This is a genomic window from Rathayibacter sp. AC182, from assembly GCF_979253875.1.
The window spans coordinates 309,772-327,744 of the sequence record NZ_CEEDEK010000005.1; the positions used below are offsets into that span (position 1 = coordinate 309,772).

Below are 17,973 nucleotides of genomic sequence, written 5' to 3' on the forward strand. Positions count from 1 at the left end.
GGCGTGACGACGCTGGTCGACGACGTGCTCGAGAACCCGGATCAGGACGCGGCGCAGCTGGCCGCGGTGTTCGACGCGTACGACGAGATCGGGATCCGGGCGAACATCTCGGGGCATGTGATCAGCAAGCCCTTCTTCGAGACCATGCCGTTCCTCGAGGAGCTGCTGCCGGCCGACGTCCTCGGAGGTCGGCGCGGGCGGCGTCGCGGCCGACGACCGACGGGTACCTCGCGTTCAGCCGCGAGGCCTTCGCGACCCAGCACGGACGGGGCGGCGGGCGGCTGCGCTCGCTATGGTCGCCCCTCCGCGCCCCAGCGGGTCGCGCCCGAGCTGCTGGTCGGAGCGACCGAGCTCGCGCTCGAGCACGGCGCGGAGTGCCACATCCACGTCCTCGAGACGAAGACCCAGCTGGTCACCGGGCGGGAGTCGTACGGGGCACCCTCGTCGAGTACATGGAGCGGATCGGGGCCCTCCGCCGAACACCACGTTCGCGCACGGCATCTGGCTCACCGACTCCGACATGGACCGCGTCGCCGCCGCCGGGACCTCGATCTCGCACAACCCGCTCTCGAACTCAAGCTCGGCTCGGGCATCGCACCCTGGCGCGCCCTGCACGACGCCGGAGTGAACCTGGCCTGGGCACCGACGGCTGCTCGAGCAGCGACTCCCCGCGGATGCTCGACGTGATCAAGGCCGCGGCGCTGCCTGCACAAGGTGACCGACCCCGATCTCGCCTCGTGGCCGACGGTCGCCGAGGTGCTGACGGCGGGCACGATCGAGGGCGCACGGAGCGCCGTTCTCGACGGGGTCACCGGCAGCATCGAGGTGGCAAGCAGGCCGACCTCGTGCTGTTCGACCTCGAGACGCTGAACTTCACACCGCGCCAGCGCCTCGAGAACCAGCTCGTCTACTCCGAGAACGGCTCGTCGATCGACACGGTCATCGTGGCGGGCCGCGTCGTGGTCTCGGGCGGCGAGTCGACCACCGTCGACGAGAGGGCGCTGCGCGGATCTGACGGCGCAGCTGGGCGACATCGTCGCGTGGCAGGACTCGCTCGACGCCACCAACGGGGTGCTCACGGAGCCGTTCCACCGGATGTACGAGAGGGCGATGGCGCGCGAGGCGTCGATCGACCGCTTCAGCGGGCGGCGCCTGGTCGACGCCGCGACCGGACTCCCACCTCCGGCTCGCAGGAGCCCGTTCGGCTCGCAGGATCCCCGGATCCCGCGAGCCGAACGCCGTTCCGCGAGCCCTGGAGGATCGCGCCGGCCGAGGGCGGCTCGACGGCGCGTGCGCCCGTCCGGATCACCTGCTCGCGGCGCCGCTCCGAGCAGCCACGGCGCGTCCGATCGGCCCGCGCCCCGTCAAGGGGGTCAGCGATCCGGAGGAACGCTCATCGGGAACATGCGTTCGAAGGCCGCGATTATGGTCGCTGCAGAAGCGCCGGAGACGTGTCCGGCCGTTGCCCCAGAGGCCCGACGTCCCCGCAGTGCCGCGGATCGGAGCGGTCCTCCACCCGACCTCGACGCCCAGAAGGACGCCCCGTGCCGACGACCCCCGCGAGCCGCCGCCCGCACCGCTCAGGTGCGGGCAGGCCGGCGAAGTTCGCGGCGCTGAGCTCCTGCACGGCGGGCAGCTTCGCGAGGATCGCGGACGAGACGGCGTCGCGGTCCGAGAGGACGCGCTCGAGCGCCTCGCCGACGCGCGTCGCGAGCCCGTCGCCGGGCTCGACGCACAGGTAGGGCAGCTCGAACATGGCCATCAGGCCCTCGACCTTGCCCTGCGTGGCGAGGGTGATCGCGGGCACGCCCTTCATCAGGGACATGATCGCGAGGTGCATGCGACCGGTGACGGTCACGGTGGCGCGCTCGGTGAAGCCGCGCACCTCGGCCGGGCTCAGGACGTCCTCGACGAAGGCGACGCCGGTCGTGTCGGGCAGCGCCGCGTAGACCTTGCGGCAGGCCGCGAGGTCGTCGGGACCGTGCTTGATCACGTGCGGCAGCAGCACGACGGCGAGGCCGCGCGCGCGCAGGCCGCCGATGATCTCGACGTACGCGCCGGTCTGATCGGTGTCGATCAGGCCCGAGACGTTGACGATCGCGATGCCGGCGCTCGTGTCGAGGGCGTCGAGCTCGGTGCTCGCCCGCTCGCTGTCGACGGAGCGGGCCGAGAAGACGATGTCCGCGGAGGCCTGCGCGTCGAGTCCGTCGCGTCGGGCGCGCTCGACCGACAGCGGGTCGCGGAGGAAGAGCGTGGTGCCGGCGCGGTCGGCCGCCCGCAGCTCGGCGAGCGCCGCCGGGTGCGCCTTGCCGTTCCAGCTGAAGCCGAGCACGCGAGTGTCGACGCCCGCGGAGGCGGCGCTGCGCGACGACCGCGCGGCTGGTCGAGGCGCGGAAGTTGTAGGCGCCGTCCATGATGTCGGCGCCGACGATCGAGACGGACGCGGTGCCCGGGAGCATCGAGCGGAAGCGGCGGAGGTCGCGCACGAAGCTCGGCAGTCCGCCGTAGAGCAGAGTGCCCAGCGAGACGATCTCGACGCGGTCGGCGTGCTCGGCGGGCACGCGGATGTCGCCCGGGTAGCGGGTGATGACCGTGATCGGACCGGCCACGTTCTCGAGGAACGCGCCGACGAGCGCGGCGTCGCCGATGTTGCCGGCACCGGGGGCGCGATCAGAATCGCGCGACCCTGGGCCGCGGCCTGCGGAGCGCGGCGCGCCCGGCGCAGGCGGGCGGCGTCGACGAAGACGGCCCGGGCGCCGAGCGACAGCACCGCCGGGCTCTTCAGGAGCGGAGCCGTGCGCTTGCGCACGCCTCCGAGGATCGTCCGGACTCGCGAACCCGTTCCGCTCACAGCACTGCCGTTCCCGGCCCCGTCTCGGAGCCGTCCTCGTCCTACGCCGGTGCGGGCGTTCGCCGCTCCGGTTGGTCCAGGCGGGCGCTCGAGCGCTCGTCCCCCAGGGTGGTCGACCGCCGGGGACGCTCCCGCCGCGCCCAGTGTACGGAGTCGGTCCCCCCTTCGGCCGATACGCCTCGCGGCCACGGCCCCTCCTTCCTTTCCCCGCCCCGAGTCCCCGCTCACACCTTCCCCGATTGGACCCCACGCCCATGACTCGAACGCTCAGCGCGACTCTCGCCGCACTGCTGGTCGTGATCGCCGCGTTCTTCGCGGCCGCGCCCAGCTTCGCGGCGGCGAACCGCTGCCTCCCCACCGGGACCAGCACGGTCTGCACCGCCGCCGCGCCCTGCTCACTCGTGACCGCGGTGCAGAACGCCGCCCCCGGCGACACCGTGCTGCTCACCTCCGGCACCTACCCGACGGTGACCATCAAGGCCGGGAAGGCGACCGTCGCCGCTCCCGTCGTCGTCATGCCCGCACCCGGCGCCTCGCCGGTGCTCGGGTCGACGAAGGTCTACGCGGCGAACACGGTGTGGAACGACATCTACTCCCGCAGCACCTTCTACACCTACGGCTCGGGCATCACGGTCGACCGCATGCACATCGACGGCTCCGGCATCTTCGTGCGCAGCGCGAACGTGATCGTGCAGAACTCGACCTTCGAGAACGGCTCGTCGATCGACGGCATCCAGGTCGGCGGCACCACCAACGGCCTGATCGAGAACAACCGGGTCCAGAACTACGACCAGAACATCGACAACGGCCTGCACGCCGACTGCATCCAGGTCTTCGAGAGCACCAAGGTGGTGCTGCGCGGCAACGTCCTGAAGAACTGCTACAACGCGGGCATCCAGTCTCGCCGGGCGCCGGCGACGGGATGAGCGACATCACGGTCGAGTCGAACTTCGTCTCGGGCTGCATCGTCGTCACGGCCGACTGCCGCGGAGGCTCCGTGGCCGACTTCCGCGAGGTCACCGCCAGCAACCTCTACATCCGCAACAACACCTTCGAGAACGGCGCGCTGCGCGTGGGCGGAGCGGCGAACACCGTCTTCGACCGCAACATCGTCAGCTACCTCTCCTCCTGCACCAGCCCGATGACGAACACCATCGTCGAGGCGTGGAACACGAAGCTCTGCAAGACGCCCACGCTGCTGAACCAGCAGGGCAACGTGCAGGGCGCCCCGGCCTCCGTCTCCTCCGCCGCGGGCGACCTGCACGTGCTCGACGGCGCGCAGACCCAGATCCTGGGATGGGGCTCGCTGACCGGCGCCCGCACCGACATCGACGGCCAGACCTTCGGCAGCCGCACCGCGGGCGCCGACCAGGTCGGCGGGACCGTCGCTCCGACGCCCAGCGCCACGCCGACCGCGACCGCGACGCCCACGGCCACCCCCACCGCGACGCCGACCGCGACCCCCCGTGCCCACCGCGACCGCGACGCCGACGCCGACCGCGACTCCCGCCCCGACCGCGACTGCGACCGCCACTCCGGCGCCGACCGCCACTCCGGCGCCGACCGCGACGCCGACCACCGCCCCGGTGGCCGACCGGCACCGCGCCGACCGTCGCGATCGTGTCGCCGACGTCGGCGCGTCGGTGTCCGGCACGATCGTGCTGGCCGCGCGCGCCTCGGACAACGTGGGCGTCACCGGAGTGAGCTACTGGGTGGGCACGACGAAGCTCGGCGACGCGACCCTCGCCGCCGACGGCACGTGGCAGCCCCGGTCAACACCGCGGCGTTCGGAGTGGGCACCTACCTCGGTGACCGCCAAGGCGACCGACGCGGCGGGCAGCCTCCACCACGAGCGCGACGATCGCGCTCAAGCGGGTCTGATCCTCCGCTGAGCACGACGAGGCCCCGGTGCAGTGCACCGGGGCCCTCGTCGCCCGCGGGAGCGGGGTCAGTCGGCGAAGATCTCGCCGACCGGCTCGCGCTTCTCGGCCTGGAAGCGGTCCTCCGCCCGGCCGAGCGCCCAGTAGGCCGACAGCGACAGCGAGCGGCGCTCCAGACCCCAGTCGTCCTGGAGGATCCGCCGCAGCTCCTTCATCGCCCCGCGCTCGCCGTGCGCGAAGACGTCGAGCACCCCGGAGGGACGCGGCTCGGCGCGCACGGCCGCGACGAGCGCCCGCCCCGCCTCGAGCACGCCGCGGTGCAGCCAGCGCAGCTCGACCCCGGCGGGAACGGCGAGCGGCGCTTGCTCATCGGCGGCTCCCGGCACCTCGAGCAGCACCAGCCCGCGCGCGTCGGCGGGCACGGCCTCGAGCGCCGCGGCGATCGGCGGGGAGGGCGGAGTCGTCGCCCAGCAGCAGGTGGAACGCGCCGGGCTCCGCGCTCGGCGCCCACGCGCCTCGGCCTCGTTGAACGCGAGGCGGTCGCCGGGAGCGGCGGAGGCGGCCCACGGGCCCGCCACCCCGTCGTCGCCGTGCACGACGAAGTCGATCGCGAGGCTCCGCCGGTCGAGGTCGACGGAGCGCACGGTGTAGGTGCGGCGGACGGGCAGGTCCTCGGGGGCGAGGGTCGCCCGGAGCGCGTCGAGGTCGTAGCGGCTCCACGTCGACGCCGGCACGGGGCAGCAGGAGCTTCACGTACTTGTCGGTCGTGGCGAGCGTCGCGGGATCGGCCTCCGCGGCGAACGCGTCGAAGCCGGGTCCGCCCAGGTGCACGCGCACGAGGTGCTCGGTCAGCCGTTGCGTCCGCAGCACGGTCAGCACGTGCTGGGTGCGGACGGGGCGCTCCCGCGGGGACGGGTGGGAGCGGTCGGGACGGCGGAGGCGGTGGCGTCGGTCATCCCTCCAGCATGCCCGCCGAGCCCGTGAGCCCTCTAGGGATCGGCGCGGAGCGCGCCACGGGCTCACCCGTCGCCGCCCCGCGCCTGGACGCGGACCGCGACCTGCGACTCGACGCCGAGCGGGCCTGCGCACGCCCCCGCCCCCGTGTCGAGGCGACTCGCCACCGACTCCGGCCGCGAGTGGACGCGGAACGGTCTGAGGCGCGTCCCGCAGCCCAGTTCGCGTCCAGTCGGCCCGATCCCGGTCGTGGAGGACGCGCAGCGGGCCGCTCGCGAAGACGCGTGGAGGGCCGTACCCTCGTGCCATGCCTGCGTCCCCGACCTCCGCGACCGCGATGCGCAGCTCCACCCCGCGCCTGCAGCCGGACCGCGTCGTCGTGCCCGACGTGCTCCGCGGCGTCGCGATCGTGGCGATGCTCGTGGCGCACGCGATGCCGCTGCTGCCCGCCGTGTCCGCCTCGCGCTCCGCGAGCTTCGTCGCCGGCAACGTGAACGACCTCGCCTCGCCCTCGTCCTCGCCCTCGTCATGGGCATGTCGGCGTCGATCGTGCTCGCCCGGCCGGGCGCCTCGCCCGCTCGCGTCCTGGTGCAGAACCTGATCCGCGGGGCAGTCCTCGTGGCGCTGGGCCTGTGGCTCGCCACGTGGGGCAGCTGGATCGCGATCGTGCTCGCGTTCCTCGGGATCGTGCTGGTCGTCGGCACGCCGATCCTCCTGCTGTCCTCGCGGGTCGTGGCCGTCGTCGCCGTGGTGCTCGCGGTCGTCGGAGCGCCGGTGAACACCGCGGTCGCCTCGGCCGTCGACCCCGTCCTGCTCGGGCAGCAGTCGCCCCTCGGCTTCGCGGTCCGCTGGGTCTTCCTCGATCCGCACTACCGCGTGACGAGCCTGCTGCCCTTCTTCCTGCTCGGCGCCCTGCTGCTGCGGCACGGGTTCCGCCGCGACCGGCCCTCGTCGCCCTCGCCGCCGTCGCACTGCCGGCCTACGCGGTGCGGCCGCTGGTCGAGCGTGCGCTCGGCGTCGACTCCGGTGTCGGGCAGCCACGCCGACACGCTGCACGATCTGGGCCTGGTGCTTGCCGCCCACGTCGCCGTCGTGCTTCTCGCGACGGTCTCGGTCGCCGCGCGCCCGCCCGATCATCGCCGCCGTGTTCACGCCGTTCCGCGCCGCCGGATCGCTCGCCCTCTCGGTCTACGTGCTGCAGGTGGGCGTCGTGGTCGCCCTGCTCGCCTCGGGCGCGGTGCGCGGGGTGCAGGACCCGGCCGGGGCGCTCCTCCTGGTGCTCGGCGTCTGGGCGGTCGGAGTGCTGTGGTGGCGCTTCGCGTGGATCGGGGCCGATCAGTGGGCGACGCGGCTCGTCACGCGGCTCGCGACCGCGTGGATCCGGATGAGGGGCCGGCGCGCCGCCGTCTCGGCGATCCTCCTGACGCTCGCGGCGACGACGACGGGCTGCTCGACGAGCGAGCCGGTGCCTGCGGCGACCGCACCCGCGTCGGCCTCGGCGCCTGCGTCCCCGGTCGTGCCGCCGATCGGAGCCGCGCCTCGACGCCCTCGAGGCCGAGTACGACGCCCGCATCGGGCTCGTCGCCGTCGACACGGGCGACGAGCGGATCCTCGAGCACCGCGCCGACGAGCGCTTCCGCTTCGCCTCCTCGAGCAAGGCCTCGCGGCCGGCGGCGCTGCTCGCGCGCACCGGGCCCGAGGATCTCGCGCGCGTCGTCACCTGGAGCGACGCTCGTCGACCACTCCCCCGTCCACGGGCCCGGCGACCGCCTCGGTCTGCCGCTCGGCGAGGTGGCCGAGGCCGCCGTGCGCGTCAGCGACAACACCGCGCACAACGCGGTGCTCGAAGAGCTCGGCGGTCCGGCCGGACTGCAGGAGGCGCTGCGCGGGCTCGGCGACGACGTCACCCGCGTCGACCGCCTCGGAGCCCGAGCTGAACACGAGCACCCCCGACGGGCTCGACACGGGCACGGCGCGCCCCTCTCCGCGGATCTGCGCGCGCTCCTGCTCGGCGGCGCCCTCGATCCCGACGACCGCGACCTGCTCCGCGAGTGGATGAGCGGCAACGCGACCGGGGACGCGCTCGTGCGAGCGGGCGCACCCGCGGGCTGGACCGTCCTCGACAAGTCCGGAGGGGCGGGCGGGCTGCGCACCGACCTCGCCCTCGTCGAGCGGCCGGACGCCGCCCCGATCGTGATCGCGGTGCTGACGGAGCGGGACGATCCCGCCCAGGACTACGACGACGCCCTCGTCGCCCGGGCCGCGGCGATCGCCCTCGACGCGCTGGGCTGACCAGGCTCCCCGGCCCCCGCCGCGCCTACCCTGAACCCGTGCCTTCCGCTCTCGCTCCCGCCGCCGGCCTGTCAGCCTCGGCCGTGCTCCTCTTCGGACTGCGGCTGCCCCTCGCGGGCTACCTCGTGCTGGCCGCGAGCCTGCTGCTCGCCCTGGCGATCGACCGCGTCCTCGCCGTCGACCTCTCCCTCATCGCCGCGGGCCTCGTGATCGTCAGCACGATCTCGGTGGAGGCGAACCTCGACTACCCCAACATGGCGCTGATGGGTGTCGTGCTCTCGGCGGCCGTCGCCGTGCCCTGGGCGATCGACCGGTACGGCACGAAGCGGCGGCTCATCCGGTTCCCGATCCGCACCGGGCAGAAGCGGACGCCGCTGGAGAAGTCGTACCTGCCGGCCGTGGTCGTGCTGGGCTGGATCCTGCCGCCGTTCTACTTCATCCGCTCGGGCGCCTATCTCAACTGGCCGGCGATCCACGCTCCGGACGAGATCGCGCGCCTGTTCGTCGGCGTCGGTTTCGTGGGCATCTGGGACGAGCTGTTCTTCATCTGCGTCGTCTTCGCGGTGCTGCGCCGCCACCTCCCGCTGTGGTGGGCCAACATCCTGCGAGGCGGTGGTGTTCGTGTCGTTCCTCTGGGAGCTGGGCTACCGCGAGTGGGCGCCGGCGTTCACGATCCCGTTCGCCCTGCTGCAGGGCTGGATCTTCTCGAAGACGAAGTCGCTGACCTACGTGATCTGCGTGCACCTGCTCTTCGACGTCGTGGTGTTCCTGGCGCTGGTGCACGCCCACAACCGCGACTGGCTGCGCTGGTTCGTGTACTCGAGCGAGACCCTTCCGGGGTGGGCCGCCGCCCAGTGTTACGGCGGACGTCACGCGGCCGACGCGAGGCGACGACGATGCTCCATCATCGTCCCGTGCGCCGACGGCGCCCGCTCCGCACCGTCCCGGAAGGACACCAGGCATGATCCGCCTCGAGCAGCTCACCAAGGCCTACGGGCACGGCGACGCCGCCGTCACCGTGCTCGACCGCCTCGACTTCTCGGTCGCGACGGGCGAGATCTTCGCCGTCGTCGGGCCGAGCGGTGCCGGGAAGAGCACGCTCGCAGCGTGCGTGAACCTCGCTCGAGCGCCCCACCTCGGGCTCGGTCGTCGTCAACGGGGACGCCCTCTCGCAGTTGTCCGAGCAGGAGCTGCGCGTCGCCCGCCGTCGCATCGGCACCGTCTTCCAGTCCGACGGGCTCTTCAGCCGCCGGACCGCGGCCCAGAACGTCGCCCTGCCGCTCGAGTACCTCGGAGTCACCGCGGCCGAGACGAAGCGCCGCGTCGCCGAGCTCCTCGACCGCGTCGGGCCTCGAGCGCGCCGGCCACTACCCGCACCAGCTCTCAGGCGGCCAGCGCCAGCGTGTCGGCATCGCCCGCGCCCTGGCGCTGCGCCCCAGCGTGCTGCTCTCGGACGAGGCCACCTCGGGCCTGGACCCGGCGTCGACCACCGCGATCACGACGCTCCTCAAGGAGCTGCGCGACGACCTGGGGCCTCGATCCTCTTCATCACCCACGAGATGGAGACGGTGCGCCAGGTCGCCGACTCCGCCGCCCTGCTCGACCACGGCCGCATCGTGGAGTCGGGGCGCCTCGTCGACCTGCTCCGCGACGCCTCGCTCGCCGTGGGCCTGGCCCTGAACCCGCTGCGACCCGCCGCCGCTCCGGCGCCCGGGCTCACCGAGTGGGTGCTCGGCTACGCGCGCCCCGACGTGCCGGCCGACTGGATCGCGCGGCTCGGCCGACTCCGTCGGACCGGTGTCACTGCTGGGCGCCGCGATCGAGACCATTGGCGGGCGGGCCGTGGGCCACGCCACCGTGGCGCTGGACGGCGTCGACGAGCGCCGCCTCGTCGACGCGGCCGGCCTGCTCGGGCTCTCAGTCCGTCCCGCCCCTCCCGCGGCGCCTCCGCTCCGGTCGCCCTCGCCGAGGAGGTCGCGGCATGAGCGCCCTGCACCTCGACAACCGCGTGCCGATCGCCGAGATCCCCGCCCTCGTCCTGCCCGCGCTCGGCGAGACGCTGATCATGGTCGGCATCGTGATGACGATCGTCGTGCTCGTCGGGATCCCGCTCGGGGCCGCCGTGCACAACCTGGCGCCCGGCGGGCTGTTCGAGAACCGCGCCGCGCACCAGACCCTGAGCTGGGTGATCAGCATCGGCCGCTCGCTGCCGTTCCTGATCCTGATGGCGTCGATCATGCCGTTCACCCGGCTGATCACCGGCACCAACATCGGGATCGCGGCCGCCGTCGCGCCGATGTCGATCGCCGGCATCGCGTTCTTCACCCGCATCGTCGAGAACGCGCTGCGGAGCGTGCCGATCGCGCTCACCCGCGTGGCCCGTGCCTCCGGAGCGTCGCGGCTGCAGGTCATCCGCTCGGCGCAGCTCAGCGAGGCGGTGCCGCAGATCATCGGCGGCCTGACCATCAACACCATCGCGATGATCGAGTACTCGGCCATCGCGGGCACGATCGGAGCCGGCGGCATCGGCTACGTCGCGGTCACCTACGGCTACCAGCGGTTCGACAACACGGTGATGCTCGCGACGATCGTGATCCTGGTCGCCACGGTCGCGCTCGTGCAGCTCATGGGCGACGCCCTCGTGCGCGCCACGACGCCGAGCGCCTCGCGCTCGCGGCGTGCCGAGCGCGTCGCCGTCGCGGCCCGACCGCTCCTCCTCCTCTCCCGCCCGGCCCCCGCCGCGGCGTCCTCCCCCGCGCCCGGCTCCCGCCGCCGCGTCCCTCTCCCGCGCCCGGGCACCGGCGCGCGCACCCTGGAAGGCACTCCCATGAGCACCGAGAACACCCCCGACAGCACCCGCTCGCCCGAGAGCACGCTCGGCTTCGAGCTGAAGCACAGCAAGCGCCGCTGGCCCTGGATCGCCGGAGGCACGGCCGTCGTGCTGGCCGCCGGCACGGCGATCGCCGTCCCGCTCCTCTCGCCCTCCGTGTCGGCGAACGAGACCGAGGGAGCGACGCTCTACGTCGCCACCGCCGAGGGCAACGCGTTCGAGCAGGCCCTCGTGCAGTTCATCGCCGACGAGGTCGCGCCGGAGTACGGCATCGAGGTCGAGTTCAAGGGCCTCTCGGACAGCAACACCATCAATCGAGCGGTCAGCGAGGGCGAGGTCGCCGCGACCGTCTACCAGCACAAGCTCTGGCTCGGCCAGGTGCTCGAGTCGAACCCCGACTTCGAGGAGGAGGCCGCGACCCCCGTGTTCCGCTGGGGCTTCGGGCTCTGGAGCGACAAGTACGGCGACGTCTCCGAGATCCCCGACGGCGGCACGATCTCGCTCTACTCCGACCCGGCGAACGAAGCGCAGGGCCTGTGGCTGCTGCAGAGCGCCGGCCTGATCACGCTGAAGCCCGGCACCGAGCCCGGCACGGCGACGCAGAACGACATCGCCGAGAACCCCAAGAACCTGAAGTTCACCCTGCTCGACTTCGCGGCCCAGTCGCGCGCGCTGCCGGACCTCGACGCGGCCGTCGGCTACACCGAGTACTACCTCGCCGCCGACATCCCCATCGAGAAGCAGATCTTCGCCTCGACGGCCCCCGACGACTTCGCCGGGCAGCTCACGATCGGCTCCCGCTACGCCGACACGGAGAACATCAAGAAGCTCGTGCAGGCGTTCCAGGACCCGGCGGTGCAAGAGTTCCTGGCGACCGACGAGACGGTGAAGGGCATCCTGCTGCCGCTCGAGGGCTGAGCGCGGCCCGTCGGCGGTGGCCGACGGAAGCGGAGGGGCGTCCCGGGAGGGGCGCCCCTCCTGTGTGTCAGAGGTCGCGGGCGAAGCAGAGCGAGAACTCGCCGCCGATGTAGTCGCCGAAGAGCGGGATGCCCGTGTAGCCCTCGCGCTCGTAGAAGCGCACGGCGTCCGGCTGCTTCGTGCCGGTCTCGAGCACGAGGCGCGCCGCTCCGAGCCCGGCGGCCAGCTCCTTCGAGCCGGCGGAGGACGAGCGTCGCGACCCCGGTTCCGCGCGCGGACGGATCCACGTACATCCGCTTGACCTCGATCGCATCCGGGCCGAGCACCGACTCGGGCAGGGGCGCAGGCCTCCACAGGCGCGCGCCACCCCGTCGGCGCGCGGGCCACGACGAACACGGGCACGTCGGCGGCCGACGGCGGCACTCCCCGGCTCGTGATCCGTGCTGCCGTAGCGCTCGTCGAGCTCCACGCGCTGAGCGGCGCGCAGGGCGTCGGCGTCGGGGTGGTCGTAGGGGATCGTCTCGAGCTGCCAGATCATGGAGCCTCCGTTCGGCCTTCACCGTAGCGGGGGCGGACGCGCTCAGGCGGCGGGGAAGGCGCGGCGGACCGCCTCGCGCAGGAAGGCGCGGCGCCGGTCGTGCTCGCGCTGCTCCTCCGCGGCGAACGCGGCGTAGACGTTGCTCACCGGTGACCACGCCATCGACATGGCGATGACCATGGCCATCACGTCGAACGGATCGGCCCCCACGGCGACCCGGCCGTCCGACTGCGCCGAGCGGATCGCCTCGAGCTTGCCCTGCTCGCGATCGCGCGCCTCCGACCCCGCTACCAGGTGCTCGGTGGCCGGCGCTCGAGCCGGGCCCAGGTGGCGAGCCGGATGAGGTCCGGCCTTACGAGGTACTCGTCGTAGAGGCGCACCGCCCAGCCGGCGAGGTCGGACGGGTCGATCGGCACGACGTCGACGATGAGGTCGAGCGACGCCTCGAAGACCGCGTCGAAGAGCAGCTCCTTGCTCGTGAAGTAGGCGTAGAGCTGCGCCTTGTTCGAGGCCGCGACGGCCGCGATGCGGTCGACGCGCGCTCCCGCGATGCCGTGCTCGGCGAACTCGGCGGTCGCCGCGTCCATGATGCGGCGCCGGGTCGCCTCGCCCTTGCCGGTGGCGGGGATCGGAGTCATGCCCGAGATGCTACCAACCGGTCTGTTCTCTGGACTCTTCCCCTGCTACCATTCCGAGAACAAACCAGTTGGTATTTTCGAGGAGCAGGCATGAGAAGCACCCCGGCCTATACCGTGACGGCCACCGCCCCGGCACCCGTCCGCGCGAGCATCGAGCGGAGGGATCTGCGGCACGACGACGTCGCGATCCGGGTGGACTACTGCGGCGTCTGCCACAGCGACCTGCACGCGCTCCACTCGCTCGACGGCTCCGCCGCTCTCGTCCCGGGGCACGAGCTCGTCGGCACGGTGACCGAGGTCGGATCGGCGGTCAGCCGCTTCGCGGTGGGCGACGCCGTCGCGGTCGGCACGATCGTCGACTCCTGCGGCGAGTGCGACCTGTGCACGGCGGGCCAGGAGAACTTCTGCCGCGAGTTCCCGACCCTCGCGTACGGCGGCGTCGACCGCCGCGACGGCTCGAGCACCCAGGGCGGCTGGTCGCGGGAGCAGGTCGTGCGCGAGGGCTTCGTGCACCGCGCACCGGCCGGACTCGACCTGGCCGCGGTCGCTCCGCTGCTCTGCGCCGGCATCACGGTCTGGGAGCCGCTCCGCGCCGCGGAGTCGGCCCCGGCATCCGGGTCGCCGTGGTCGGGCTCGGCGGGCTCGGGCACCTCGCCGTCAAGCTGGCCCGCGCGCTCGGCGCCGAGGTGACGGTCTTCACGGGCAGCGCGGGCAAGACCGAGGACGCTCTCGCCCTGGGGGCGACGGACGTCGTCGTGTCGCACGACCCCGGCGCGATGGCCGCACAACGCGGACGGTTCGACCTCGTGCTCGACACGATCTCGGCGCCGGCACGACGTCGCGCCCTACCTGCACGTGCTGGCCCTCGACGGCGCGCTGAGCGTCCTCGGCGCGCTCGGGCCGGTCACGGTCGAGGTCCTCGACCTGCTGATCGGACGCAAGAGCCTGACCTCCGGCGGCAGCGGCGGGCTGGCGCGCGACCCAGGAGCTGCTCGACTTCTGCGGCGAGCACGGCATCACGGCCGACGTCGAGGTGCTGCCGTCGACCGGGATCGCCACGGCGCTGGCGCGGCTGGAGGCGAACGACGTGCGCTACCGCTTCGTCCTGGACCTCGCGGATCTCGACGGAGCGTATCTCGACGGAGTGGATCTCGACGGAGCGGCCTGAGGGCACGCGCGCTGACGAGCGTCAGGTGGCCGCGCATCCCCCGATGAAGTCCGTGGTGATCGTCGCCGTCGACCGGGAGCCCGTGCCGATCGCGTCCCCGGCCGGATCGACGGTTCCCGTGAACTCGAACGGGTTCTGGATGCTCCCCGTCGCACGGAACGTGATCGAGGCGCCCGGAGCAAGGTCGACCGTCAGCTCCCACGCGGAGGTGACGCCGGCCGCCACGAGCTGCACCGCCTCCGCGGGGCTGGGGCTCCACGAGACGAGGCGCCGGGACGAGCCGGTGCTGCTGAGGGCCACCGAGGAGCCGGCGGGGAGGGGACGTCGCCGGCGGTCAGGACGAAGCCGGCGGTGCGGATGCTCGGGATCGGGCACTGACCCGCCAACCGGAAGGCGCCGAGATCCACGACGGGCGTTTCCGAGGCGGAAGCCGCCGGAGCGGCGACGGCCAGCGTCACGACGGGGAGTGCCCACGCGGAGCGGGAGACGAGGGCGCGGCGGGAGGGGGCACGCACACCACGCTAGGCGCCCGCCTCCGCCCGGCCGCAGCGGCAGAACCCCCTGAGTAGGGCTCGGTCCGACGCGCGCCCGGCGAGCGCCTGTTCAGGGCGCGGAGGCGCTCGACCCCCTTCTGCGTCTCGCCTCGCGAGGCGAGCTTGCGCCATAATGCGCCTATGAGCAAGAAGATTGACGCGGCCCACCAGGCACTGGTAGCAGCCCTCGACAAGCACGCCCGCCTGGTCTCGGACAAGGAGTCGAGCGCCCGCAAGGTCGAGCGCGCCGGCGCCGAGCTGCGCGCTGCGACCAAGGCCTACGCCGCGCTCGTCTCGGCGCGCACCGGCACCGCGAGCCCCTTCGCCGACCTCGCGGACCCGCGCCTGGACCAGCCGACCATCGCGTCGCTCCGGGCCGAGCGCGATGCGATCGCGAAGCGCCTCGCCAAGCACGAGGCGGCCGAAGCCGAGGCGCTCGCGGGCTGACCCGACCGGCGACTCACGAGTCGCCGTGTGCGTTGCCACAGACCCGACGACTCGCGAGTCGTCGCGTTACGACCGTGTTTCGCGTCCCGTGCGCGACGTCCGTACCGTGGTCCCCGGGATCCGCGTCGACGCGGCGTCGTGCGATCGGAGGCCGGTCGCAGCGCCGGCGGTGATCAGCACCGCCCGCGGTCGCAGCACCGTCCGCGGGAAGCACCGCCCGGATCCTCCCCACGGAAGGATCCACACAGCATGTCCCTGCGCACGACGCTCCTCGCGACCACCGCGATCACCGCCTCCGCCCTCCTCCTCGCCGGCTGCTCCGCCTCGGCGGGCGAGAGCGACACCGTCCGCATCGGCGTCGTCGGCGCGAGCGATCCCTACTGGGCCACCTACGAGGAGGCCGCGGCCGACGCCGGGATCGACGTCGAGATCGTCGACTTCAGCGATTACAACCAGCCCAACCCGGCGCTGAGCGAGGGCGAGATCGACCTCAACCAGTTCCAGCACATCGTCTACCTGGCGCAGTACAACACCTCCGCCGACGAGGACCTCGTGCCGATCGGCGCGACCGCGATCTACCCGCTCGGCCTCTACTCCACGCAGTACGACAGCGTCGAGGACATCCCCGAGGGCTCGACCGTCGCGGTCCCCAACGACGAGAGCAACCAGGCCCGAGGCCTGCTCGTGCTCCAGTCGGCCGGCCTGATCTGAGCTGGAAGGACGGCGGCAGCATCTTCCCGAGCGTCGACGACGTCGACACCGCGAAGTCTAAGGTCGAGGTGACCGCTCTCGAGGCGTCGCTGACCCCGACCTCGCTGCCGGACGTCGCCGCGGCGATCATCAACAACGATTTCATCGAGAACGCGGGCCTGAGCGCGACCGACGCGATCGCGCAGGACGACCCGAGCGACCCCAACGCGCTGCCCTACGTCAACGTGTTCGCGGCCCGCTCCGAGGACGCCGACAACGAGACGTACCAGGAGCTCGTCGACATCTACCAGAGCACGCAGGCCGTGCTCGACGGAGTGTCCGAGCAGTCCGGCGGCACCGCGATCTTCGTGAAGACGCCGGCCGACGAGCTGGAGGCCTCGCTCGAGACCGTCGAGGCGGACACCGCCGCCCAGGGCTGATCCGCCCTCTCCCCGCGACGGGATCCCCAGCTCCGGCGGGGGATCCCGTCCGTCCGCCGGGACACCGGCTCCCCCGCCCTCACCCCTCGAAGGGAGCGCCGTGCCGCTCATCCGCCTCACCGACGTGAGCAAGGTCTACCCGCCCCTCTCCCGCGGTGCCGCCGCCTCGACGGCGGTCGACCGCGTACAGCCTCGACATCGAGGCCGGCGACGTGCACGGCGTGATCGGCTACTCCGGCGCCGGCAAGAGCACCCTCGCGCGGCTCGTCAACGCGCTCGAGCCCGCCACCTCGGGCAGCATCGAGATCGACGGCCGCGACATCGTCGGCCTGCCCGAGCGGGAGCTGCGCCGCATCCGGCTCGGCATCGGCATGATCTTCCAGCAGTTCAACCTGTTCGGCCTCGAAGACGGTGGTGGCAGAACGTGGCCTACCCGCTGCAGGTCGCCGGCACGCCGCGCGCCGAGCTCAAGGCCCGCGTCGACGAGATGCTGAGCTTCGTCGGCCTCTCGGACAAGGCGCGCAGCCACCCGGAGCAGCTCTCGGGCGGTCAGAAGCAGCGCGTGGGCATCGCCCGCGCACTCGCAGCCTCGCCCCGCATCCTGCTCGCGGACGAGGCGACCAGCGCGCTCGACCCGGACACAACGGGCGAGGTCCTGGCGCTGCTGCGGCGCATCAACGAGGAGCTCGGCGTCACGATCCTCGTCATCACGCACGAGATGGACGTGATCCAGCAGCTCGCGACGAAGGTCGCCGTGATGGAGGCGGGCCGGATCGTCGAGCGCGGCGACGTGTTCGAGGTGTTCTCGGCGCCGCGCGAACCCGTCACCCGGCGCTTCGTCTCGACCGTGGTCCGCTCGGTGCCCTCCCCGCCGAGGCGGCCGTGCTGCGGCAGCGCCACCGCGGACGGCTCGTCACGCTGTCGTTCTCGGACGGCTCCGCCTCGCAGGGCGAGGTCTTCGCCGACATCGCGGCGGCCGGCGTGCCGCTCGAGCTGGTCTACGGAGGCATCACCGACGTCCGCGGACGCGCTTTCGGCCACCTCACCGTCGCCCTCGACGCGTCGGACGACGTCGTCGATCCCCTCCTCGCCCGCCTCGGCGCTCGCGTCGCCCTCTCGGAGGTGCCCCGATGAACGCCCTGATCGAACTGCTCCCGGAGCTCGCGAAGGCCACCGGCGAGACGCTCTACATCGTCGCGTTCAGCCTGCTCTTCGGCGGGCTCGGCGGCCTGCTGATCGGCCTCGGCCTGCGCTCTGACCCGCGGCGGCGCGCTGTTCGCGAACCGCCTCGTGTACGGACTGCTCAACGTGATCGTCAACGTCTTCCGGCCGATCCCGTTCATCATCTTCATCGCCGCCGCGCAGCCGCTCGCGCGCCTCGTGGTCGGCTCCGGCATCGGCACCGACGCGATCATCTTCTCTCTGTCGCTGGCGGCCGCGTTCGGCATCGGTCGCATCGTCGAGCAGAACCTGCTCACCGTGCAGCCCGGCGTGATCGAGGCCGCGCGCTCGGTCGGAGCGAGCCGACTGCGGATCGTGCGCACGGTGCTGCTCCCCGAGGCGCTCGGCCCGCTGATCCTGGGCTACACCTTCGTCTTCGTCGCCATCGTCGACATGTCGGCGGTCGCCGGCTACATCGGCGCGGGAGAGCCTGGGCAACTTCGCGATCCAGTACGGCTACCGGCAGTTCGAGCCGGTCGTGACGTGGGGCGCGGTGCTGGTGATCATCGTGATCGTGCAGCTCGTGCAGCTGCTGGGCAACGTGCTGGCGCGGCGGGTGCTGCGGCGCTGACG

At 72.8% G+C, this 17,973-nt stretch carries 20 protein-coding genes and 7 pseudogenes; 20 read left to right on the plus strand and 7 right to left on the minus strand.

Annotated elements, in window-relative coordinates; genetic code table 11:
- The first annotated feature begins 3 nt into the window (after positions 1–3).
- Together AC0CII_RS11890 and AC0CII_RS11895 are read left to right on the plus strand one after the other, a co-directional pair.
- Positions 4–687, plus strand: a complete 684-nt coding sequence (locus tag AC0CII_RS11890) for a hypothetical protein (RefSeq protein ID WP_465229542.1) — start codon at positions 4–6, stop codon at positions 685–687.
- Between the two features lie 27 nt (positions 688–714).
- On the plus strand, positions 715–870 hold the full coding sequence (locus AC0CII_RS11895) for a hypothetical protein (protein ID WP_465229543.1): 156 nt from the start codon (positions 715–717) through the stop codon (positions 868–870).
- A gap of 553 nt (positions 871–1,423) precedes the next feature.
- Here the strand turns inward: AC0CII_RS11895 and AC0CII_RS11900 are convergent.
- Positions 1,424–2,809: a polysaccharide pyruvyl transferase family protein gene (locus AC0CII_RS11900; RefSeq protein WP_465229544.1), complete on the minus strand. Its 1,386-nt coding sequence runs from the start codon at positions 2,807–2,809 to the stop codon at positions 1,424–1,426.
- 296 nt (positions 2,810–3,105) lie between these two features.
- Here AC0CII_RS11900 and AC0CII_RS11905 point away from each other — a divergent pair, with 296 nt between their 5' ends.
- Positions 3,106–3,777 (plus strand): right-handed parallel beta-helix repeat-containing protein, encoded by a 672-nt coding sequence (locus tag AC0CII_RS11905; RefSeq protein WP_465229545.1) that lies wholly within the window; start codon positions 3,106–3,108, stop codon positions 3,775–3,777.
- A 190-nt stretch (positions 3,778–3,967) separates the two neighbouring features.
- On the opposite strand, the gene AC0CII_RS11910 is transcribed toward AC0CII_RS11905, so the two are convergent.
- Positions 3,968–4,294 carry a hypothetical protein gene (locus tag AC0CII_RS11910; RefSeq protein ID WP_465229546.1) on the minus strand — a complete coding sequence of 109 codons (327 nt, stop codon included), beginning with the start codon at positions 4,292–4,294 and terminating at the stop codon, positions 3,968–3,970.
- Between the two features lie 23 nt (positions 4,295–4,317).
- On the opposite strand from AC0CII_RS11910, the gene AC0CII_RS11915 reads away from it, so the two are divergent.
- Positions 4,318–4,743: an Ig-like domain-containing protein gene (locus AC0CII_RS11915; RefSeq protein ID WP_465229547.1), complete on the plus strand. Its 426-nt coding sequence runs from the start codon at positions 4,318–4,320 to the stop codon at positions 4,741–4,743.
- Between the two features lie 56 nt (positions 4,744–4,799).
- Here the strand turns inward: AC0CII_RS11915 and AC0CII_RS11920 are convergent, their stop codons facing one another.
- Positions 4,800–5,465 (minus strand): siderophore-interacting protein, encoded by a 666-nt coding sequence (locus AC0CII_RS11920; RefSeq protein WP_465229548.1) that lies wholly within the window; start codon positions 5,463–5,465, stop codon positions 4,800–4,802.
- Between the two features lie 527 nt (positions 5,466–5,992).
- Here AC0CII_RS11920 and AC0CII_RS11925 point away from each other — a divergent pair.
- From AC0CII_RS11925 to AC0CII_RS11955, 7 genes and pseudogenes are all read left to right on the plus strand, one after another.
- The gene (locus AC0CII_RS11925; RefSeq protein WP_465229549.1) at positions 5,993–6,286 is read left to right on the plus strand and encodes a hypothetical protein; all 294 of its coding nucleotides are present in this window, start codon (positions 5,993–5,995) and stop codon (positions 6,284–6,286) included.
- Positions 6,220–7,977, plus strand: a complete 1,758-nt coding sequence (locus AC0CII_RS11930; RefSeq protein ID WP_465229550.1) for a serine hydrolase — start codon at positions 6,220–6,222, stop codon at positions 7,975–7,977. Before AC0CII_RS11925 ends, AC0CII_RS11930 begins: the two co-directional genes overlap by 67 nt.
- A gap of 38 nt (positions 7,978–8,015) precedes the next feature.
- Entirely contained in the window at positions 8,016–8,942 is a 927-nt protein-coding gene (locus AC0CII_RS11935) for a hypothetical protein (RefSeq protein WP_465229551.1), read from the plus strand.
- Positions 8,939–9,049 (plus strand): annotated as a pseudogene (locus AC0CII_RS11940) (methionine ABC transporter ATP-binding protein); the annotation flags it as partial. The gene AC0CII_RS11935 and the pseudogene AC0CII_RS11940, both read left to right, overlap by 4 nt.
- Before the next feature lie 103 nt (positions 9,050–9,152).
- Positions 9,153–9,269 (plus strand): annotated as a pseudogene (locus AC0CII_RS11945) (methionine ABC transporter ATP-binding protein); the annotation flags it as partial.
- A gap of 115 nt (positions 9,270–9,384) precedes the next feature.
- A pseudogene (locus tag AC0CII_RS11950) lies at positions 9,385–9,657 on the plus strand (hypothetical protein); the annotation flags it as partial.
- Between the two features lie 301 nt (positions 9,658–9,958).
- Complete coding sequence (locus AC0CII_RS11955) at positions 9,959–11,725, plus strand: MetQ/NlpA family ABC transporter substrate-binding protein (protein WP_465230883.1); 1,767 nt, start codon at positions 9,959–9,961, stop codon at positions 11,723–11,725.
- 67 nt (positions 11,726–11,792) lie between these two features.
- On the opposite strand, the gene AC0CII_RS11960 is transcribed toward AC0CII_RS11955, so the two are convergent.
- The 3 genes from AC0CII_RS11960 to AC0CII_RS11970 are packed head-to-tail and all read right to left on the minus strand — an operon-like array spanning position 11,793 to position 12,901.
- Entirely contained in the window at positions 11,793–12,263 is a 471-nt protein-coding gene (locus AC0CII_RS11960) for a GNAT family N-acetyltransferase (protein WP_465229552.1), read from the minus strand.
- A 42-nt stretch (positions 12,264–12,305) separates the two neighbouring features.
- Positions 12,306–12,650 (minus strand): hypothetical protein, encoded by a 345-nt coding sequence (locus AC0CII_RS11965; protein ID WP_465230884.1) that lies wholly within the window; start codon positions 12,648–12,650, stop codon positions 12,306–12,308.
- Complete coding sequence (locus AC0CII_RS11970) at positions 12,551–12,901, minus strand: TetR/AcrR family transcriptional regulator (RefSeq protein ID WP_465229553.1); 351 nt, start codon at positions 12,899–12,901, stop codon at positions 12,551–12,553. The genes AC0CII_RS11965 and AC0CII_RS11970 overlap by 100 nt, the downstream gene beginning before the upstream one ends.
- Positions 12,902–12,991: 90 nt before the next feature.
- Between AC0CII_RS11970 and AC0CII_RS11975 the strand changes: the two genes are divergently transcribed.
- The 3 genes and pseudogenes from AC0CII_RS11975 (at position 12,992) to AC0CII_RS11985 (ending at position 14,069) form a co-directional block, all read left to right on the plus strand.
- On the plus strand, positions 12,992–13,591 hold the full coding sequence (locus AC0CII_RS11975) for an alcohol dehydrogenase catalytic domain-containing protein (protein ID WP_465229554.1): 600 nt from the start codon (positions 12,992–12,994) through the stop codon (positions 13,589–13,591).
- Positions 13,588–13,674, plus strand: a pseudogene (locus AC0CII_RS11980) (hypothetical protein); the annotation flags it as partial. The gene AC0CII_RS11975 and the pseudogene AC0CII_RS11980, both read left to right, overlap by 4 nt.
- Before the next feature lie 260 nt (positions 13,675–13,934).
- A complete protein-coding gene (locus tag AC0CII_RS11985) occupies positions 13,935–14,069 on the plus strand; it encodes a hypothetical protein (protein WP_465231100.1) in 135 nt (44 codons plus the stop codon).
- 21 nt (positions 14,070–14,090) lie between these two features.
- On the opposite strand, the gene AC0CII_RS11990 is transcribed toward AC0CII_RS11985, so the two are convergent.
- On the minus strand, positions 14,091–14,444 hold the full coding sequence (locus AC0CII_RS11990) for a hypothetical protein (protein ID WP_465231101.1): 354 nt from the start codon (positions 14,442–14,444) through the stop codon (positions 14,091–14,093).
- A gap of 299 nt (positions 14,445–14,743) precedes the next feature.
- On the opposite strand from AC0CII_RS11990, the gene AC0CII_RS11995 reads away from it, so the two are divergent.
- The 6 genes and pseudogenes from AC0CII_RS11995 to AC0CII_RS12020 all read left to right on the plus strand — a co-directional run bounded on the left by AC0CII_RS11995 (position 14,744) and on the right by AC0CII_RS12020 (position 17,971).
- Positions 14,744–15,049, plus strand: a complete 306-nt coding sequence (locus AC0CII_RS11995; protein WP_251945541.1) for a hypothetical protein — start codon at positions 14,744–14,746, stop codon at positions 15,047–15,049.
- Between the two features lie 249 nt (positions 15,050–15,298).
- Positions 15,299–16,179: pseudogene (locus AC0CII_RS12000) on the plus strand (MetQ/NlpA family ABC transporter substrate-binding protein).
- 212 nt (positions 16,180–16,391) lie between these two features.
- Complete coding sequence (locus AC0CII_RS12005) at positions 16,392–16,673, plus strand: ATP-binding cassette domain-containing protein (RefSeq protein ID WP_465229555.1); 282 nt, start codon at positions 16,392–16,394, stop codon at positions 16,671–16,673.
- Positions 16,616–16,744, plus strand: a pseudogene (locus tag AC0CII_RS12010) (methionine ABC transporter ATP-binding protein); the annotation flags it as partial. The gene AC0CII_RS12005 and the pseudogene AC0CII_RS12010, both read left to right, overlap by 58 nt.
- 317 nt (positions 16,745–17,061) lie before the next feature.
- Complete coding sequence (locus AC0CII_RS12015; protein ID WP_465230885.1) at positions 17,062–17,313, plus strand: NIL domain-containing protein; 252 nt, start codon at positions 17,062–17,064, stop codon at positions 17,311–17,313.
- Positions 17,310–17,971, plus strand: a pseudogene (locus AC0CII_RS12020) (methionine ABC transporter permease). The gene AC0CII_RS12015 and the pseudogene AC0CII_RS12020 overlap by 4 nt, the downstream one beginning before the upstream one ends.
- Positions 17,972–17,973 lie beyond the last annotated feature (2 nt).

Excerpts from the sequence above, each read along its gene's own strand:
- AC0CII_RS11930 (WP_465229550.1), top strand. The coding sequence starts at position 6,220 with ATGTCGGCGTCGATCGTGCTCGCCCGGCCGGGCGCCTCGCCCGCTCGC.
- AC0CII_RS11995 (WP_251945541.1), top strand. The coding sequence starts at position 14,744 with ATGAGCAAGAAGATTGACGCGGCCCACCAGGCACTGGTAGCAGCCCTC.
- AC0CII_RS11970 (WP_465229553.1), bottom strand. The coding sequence starts at position 12,901 with ATGACTCCGATCCCCGCCACCGGCAAGGGCGAGGCGACCCGGCGCCGC.
- AC0CII_RS11955 (WP_465230883.1), top strand. The coding sequence starts at position 9,959 with ATGAGCGCCCTGCACCTCGACAACCGCGTGCCGATCGCCGAGATCCCC.
- AC0CII_RS11905 (WP_465229545.1), top strand. The coding sequence starts at position 3,106 with ATGACTCGAACGCTCAGCGCGACTCTCGCCGCACTGCTGGTCGTGATC.
- AC0CII_RS11975 (WP_465229554.1), top strand. The coding sequence starts at position 12,992 with ATGAGAAGCACCCCGGCCTATACCGTGACGGCCACCGCCCCGGCACCC.
- AC0CII_RS11960 (WP_465229552.1), bottom strand. The coding sequence starts at position 12,263 with ATGATCTGGCAGCTCGAGACGATCCCCTACGACCACCCCGACGCCGAC.
- AC0CII_RS11925 (WP_465229549.1), top strand. The coding sequence starts at position 5,993 with ATGCCTGCGTCCCCGACCTCCGCGACCGCGATGCGCAGCTCCACCCCG.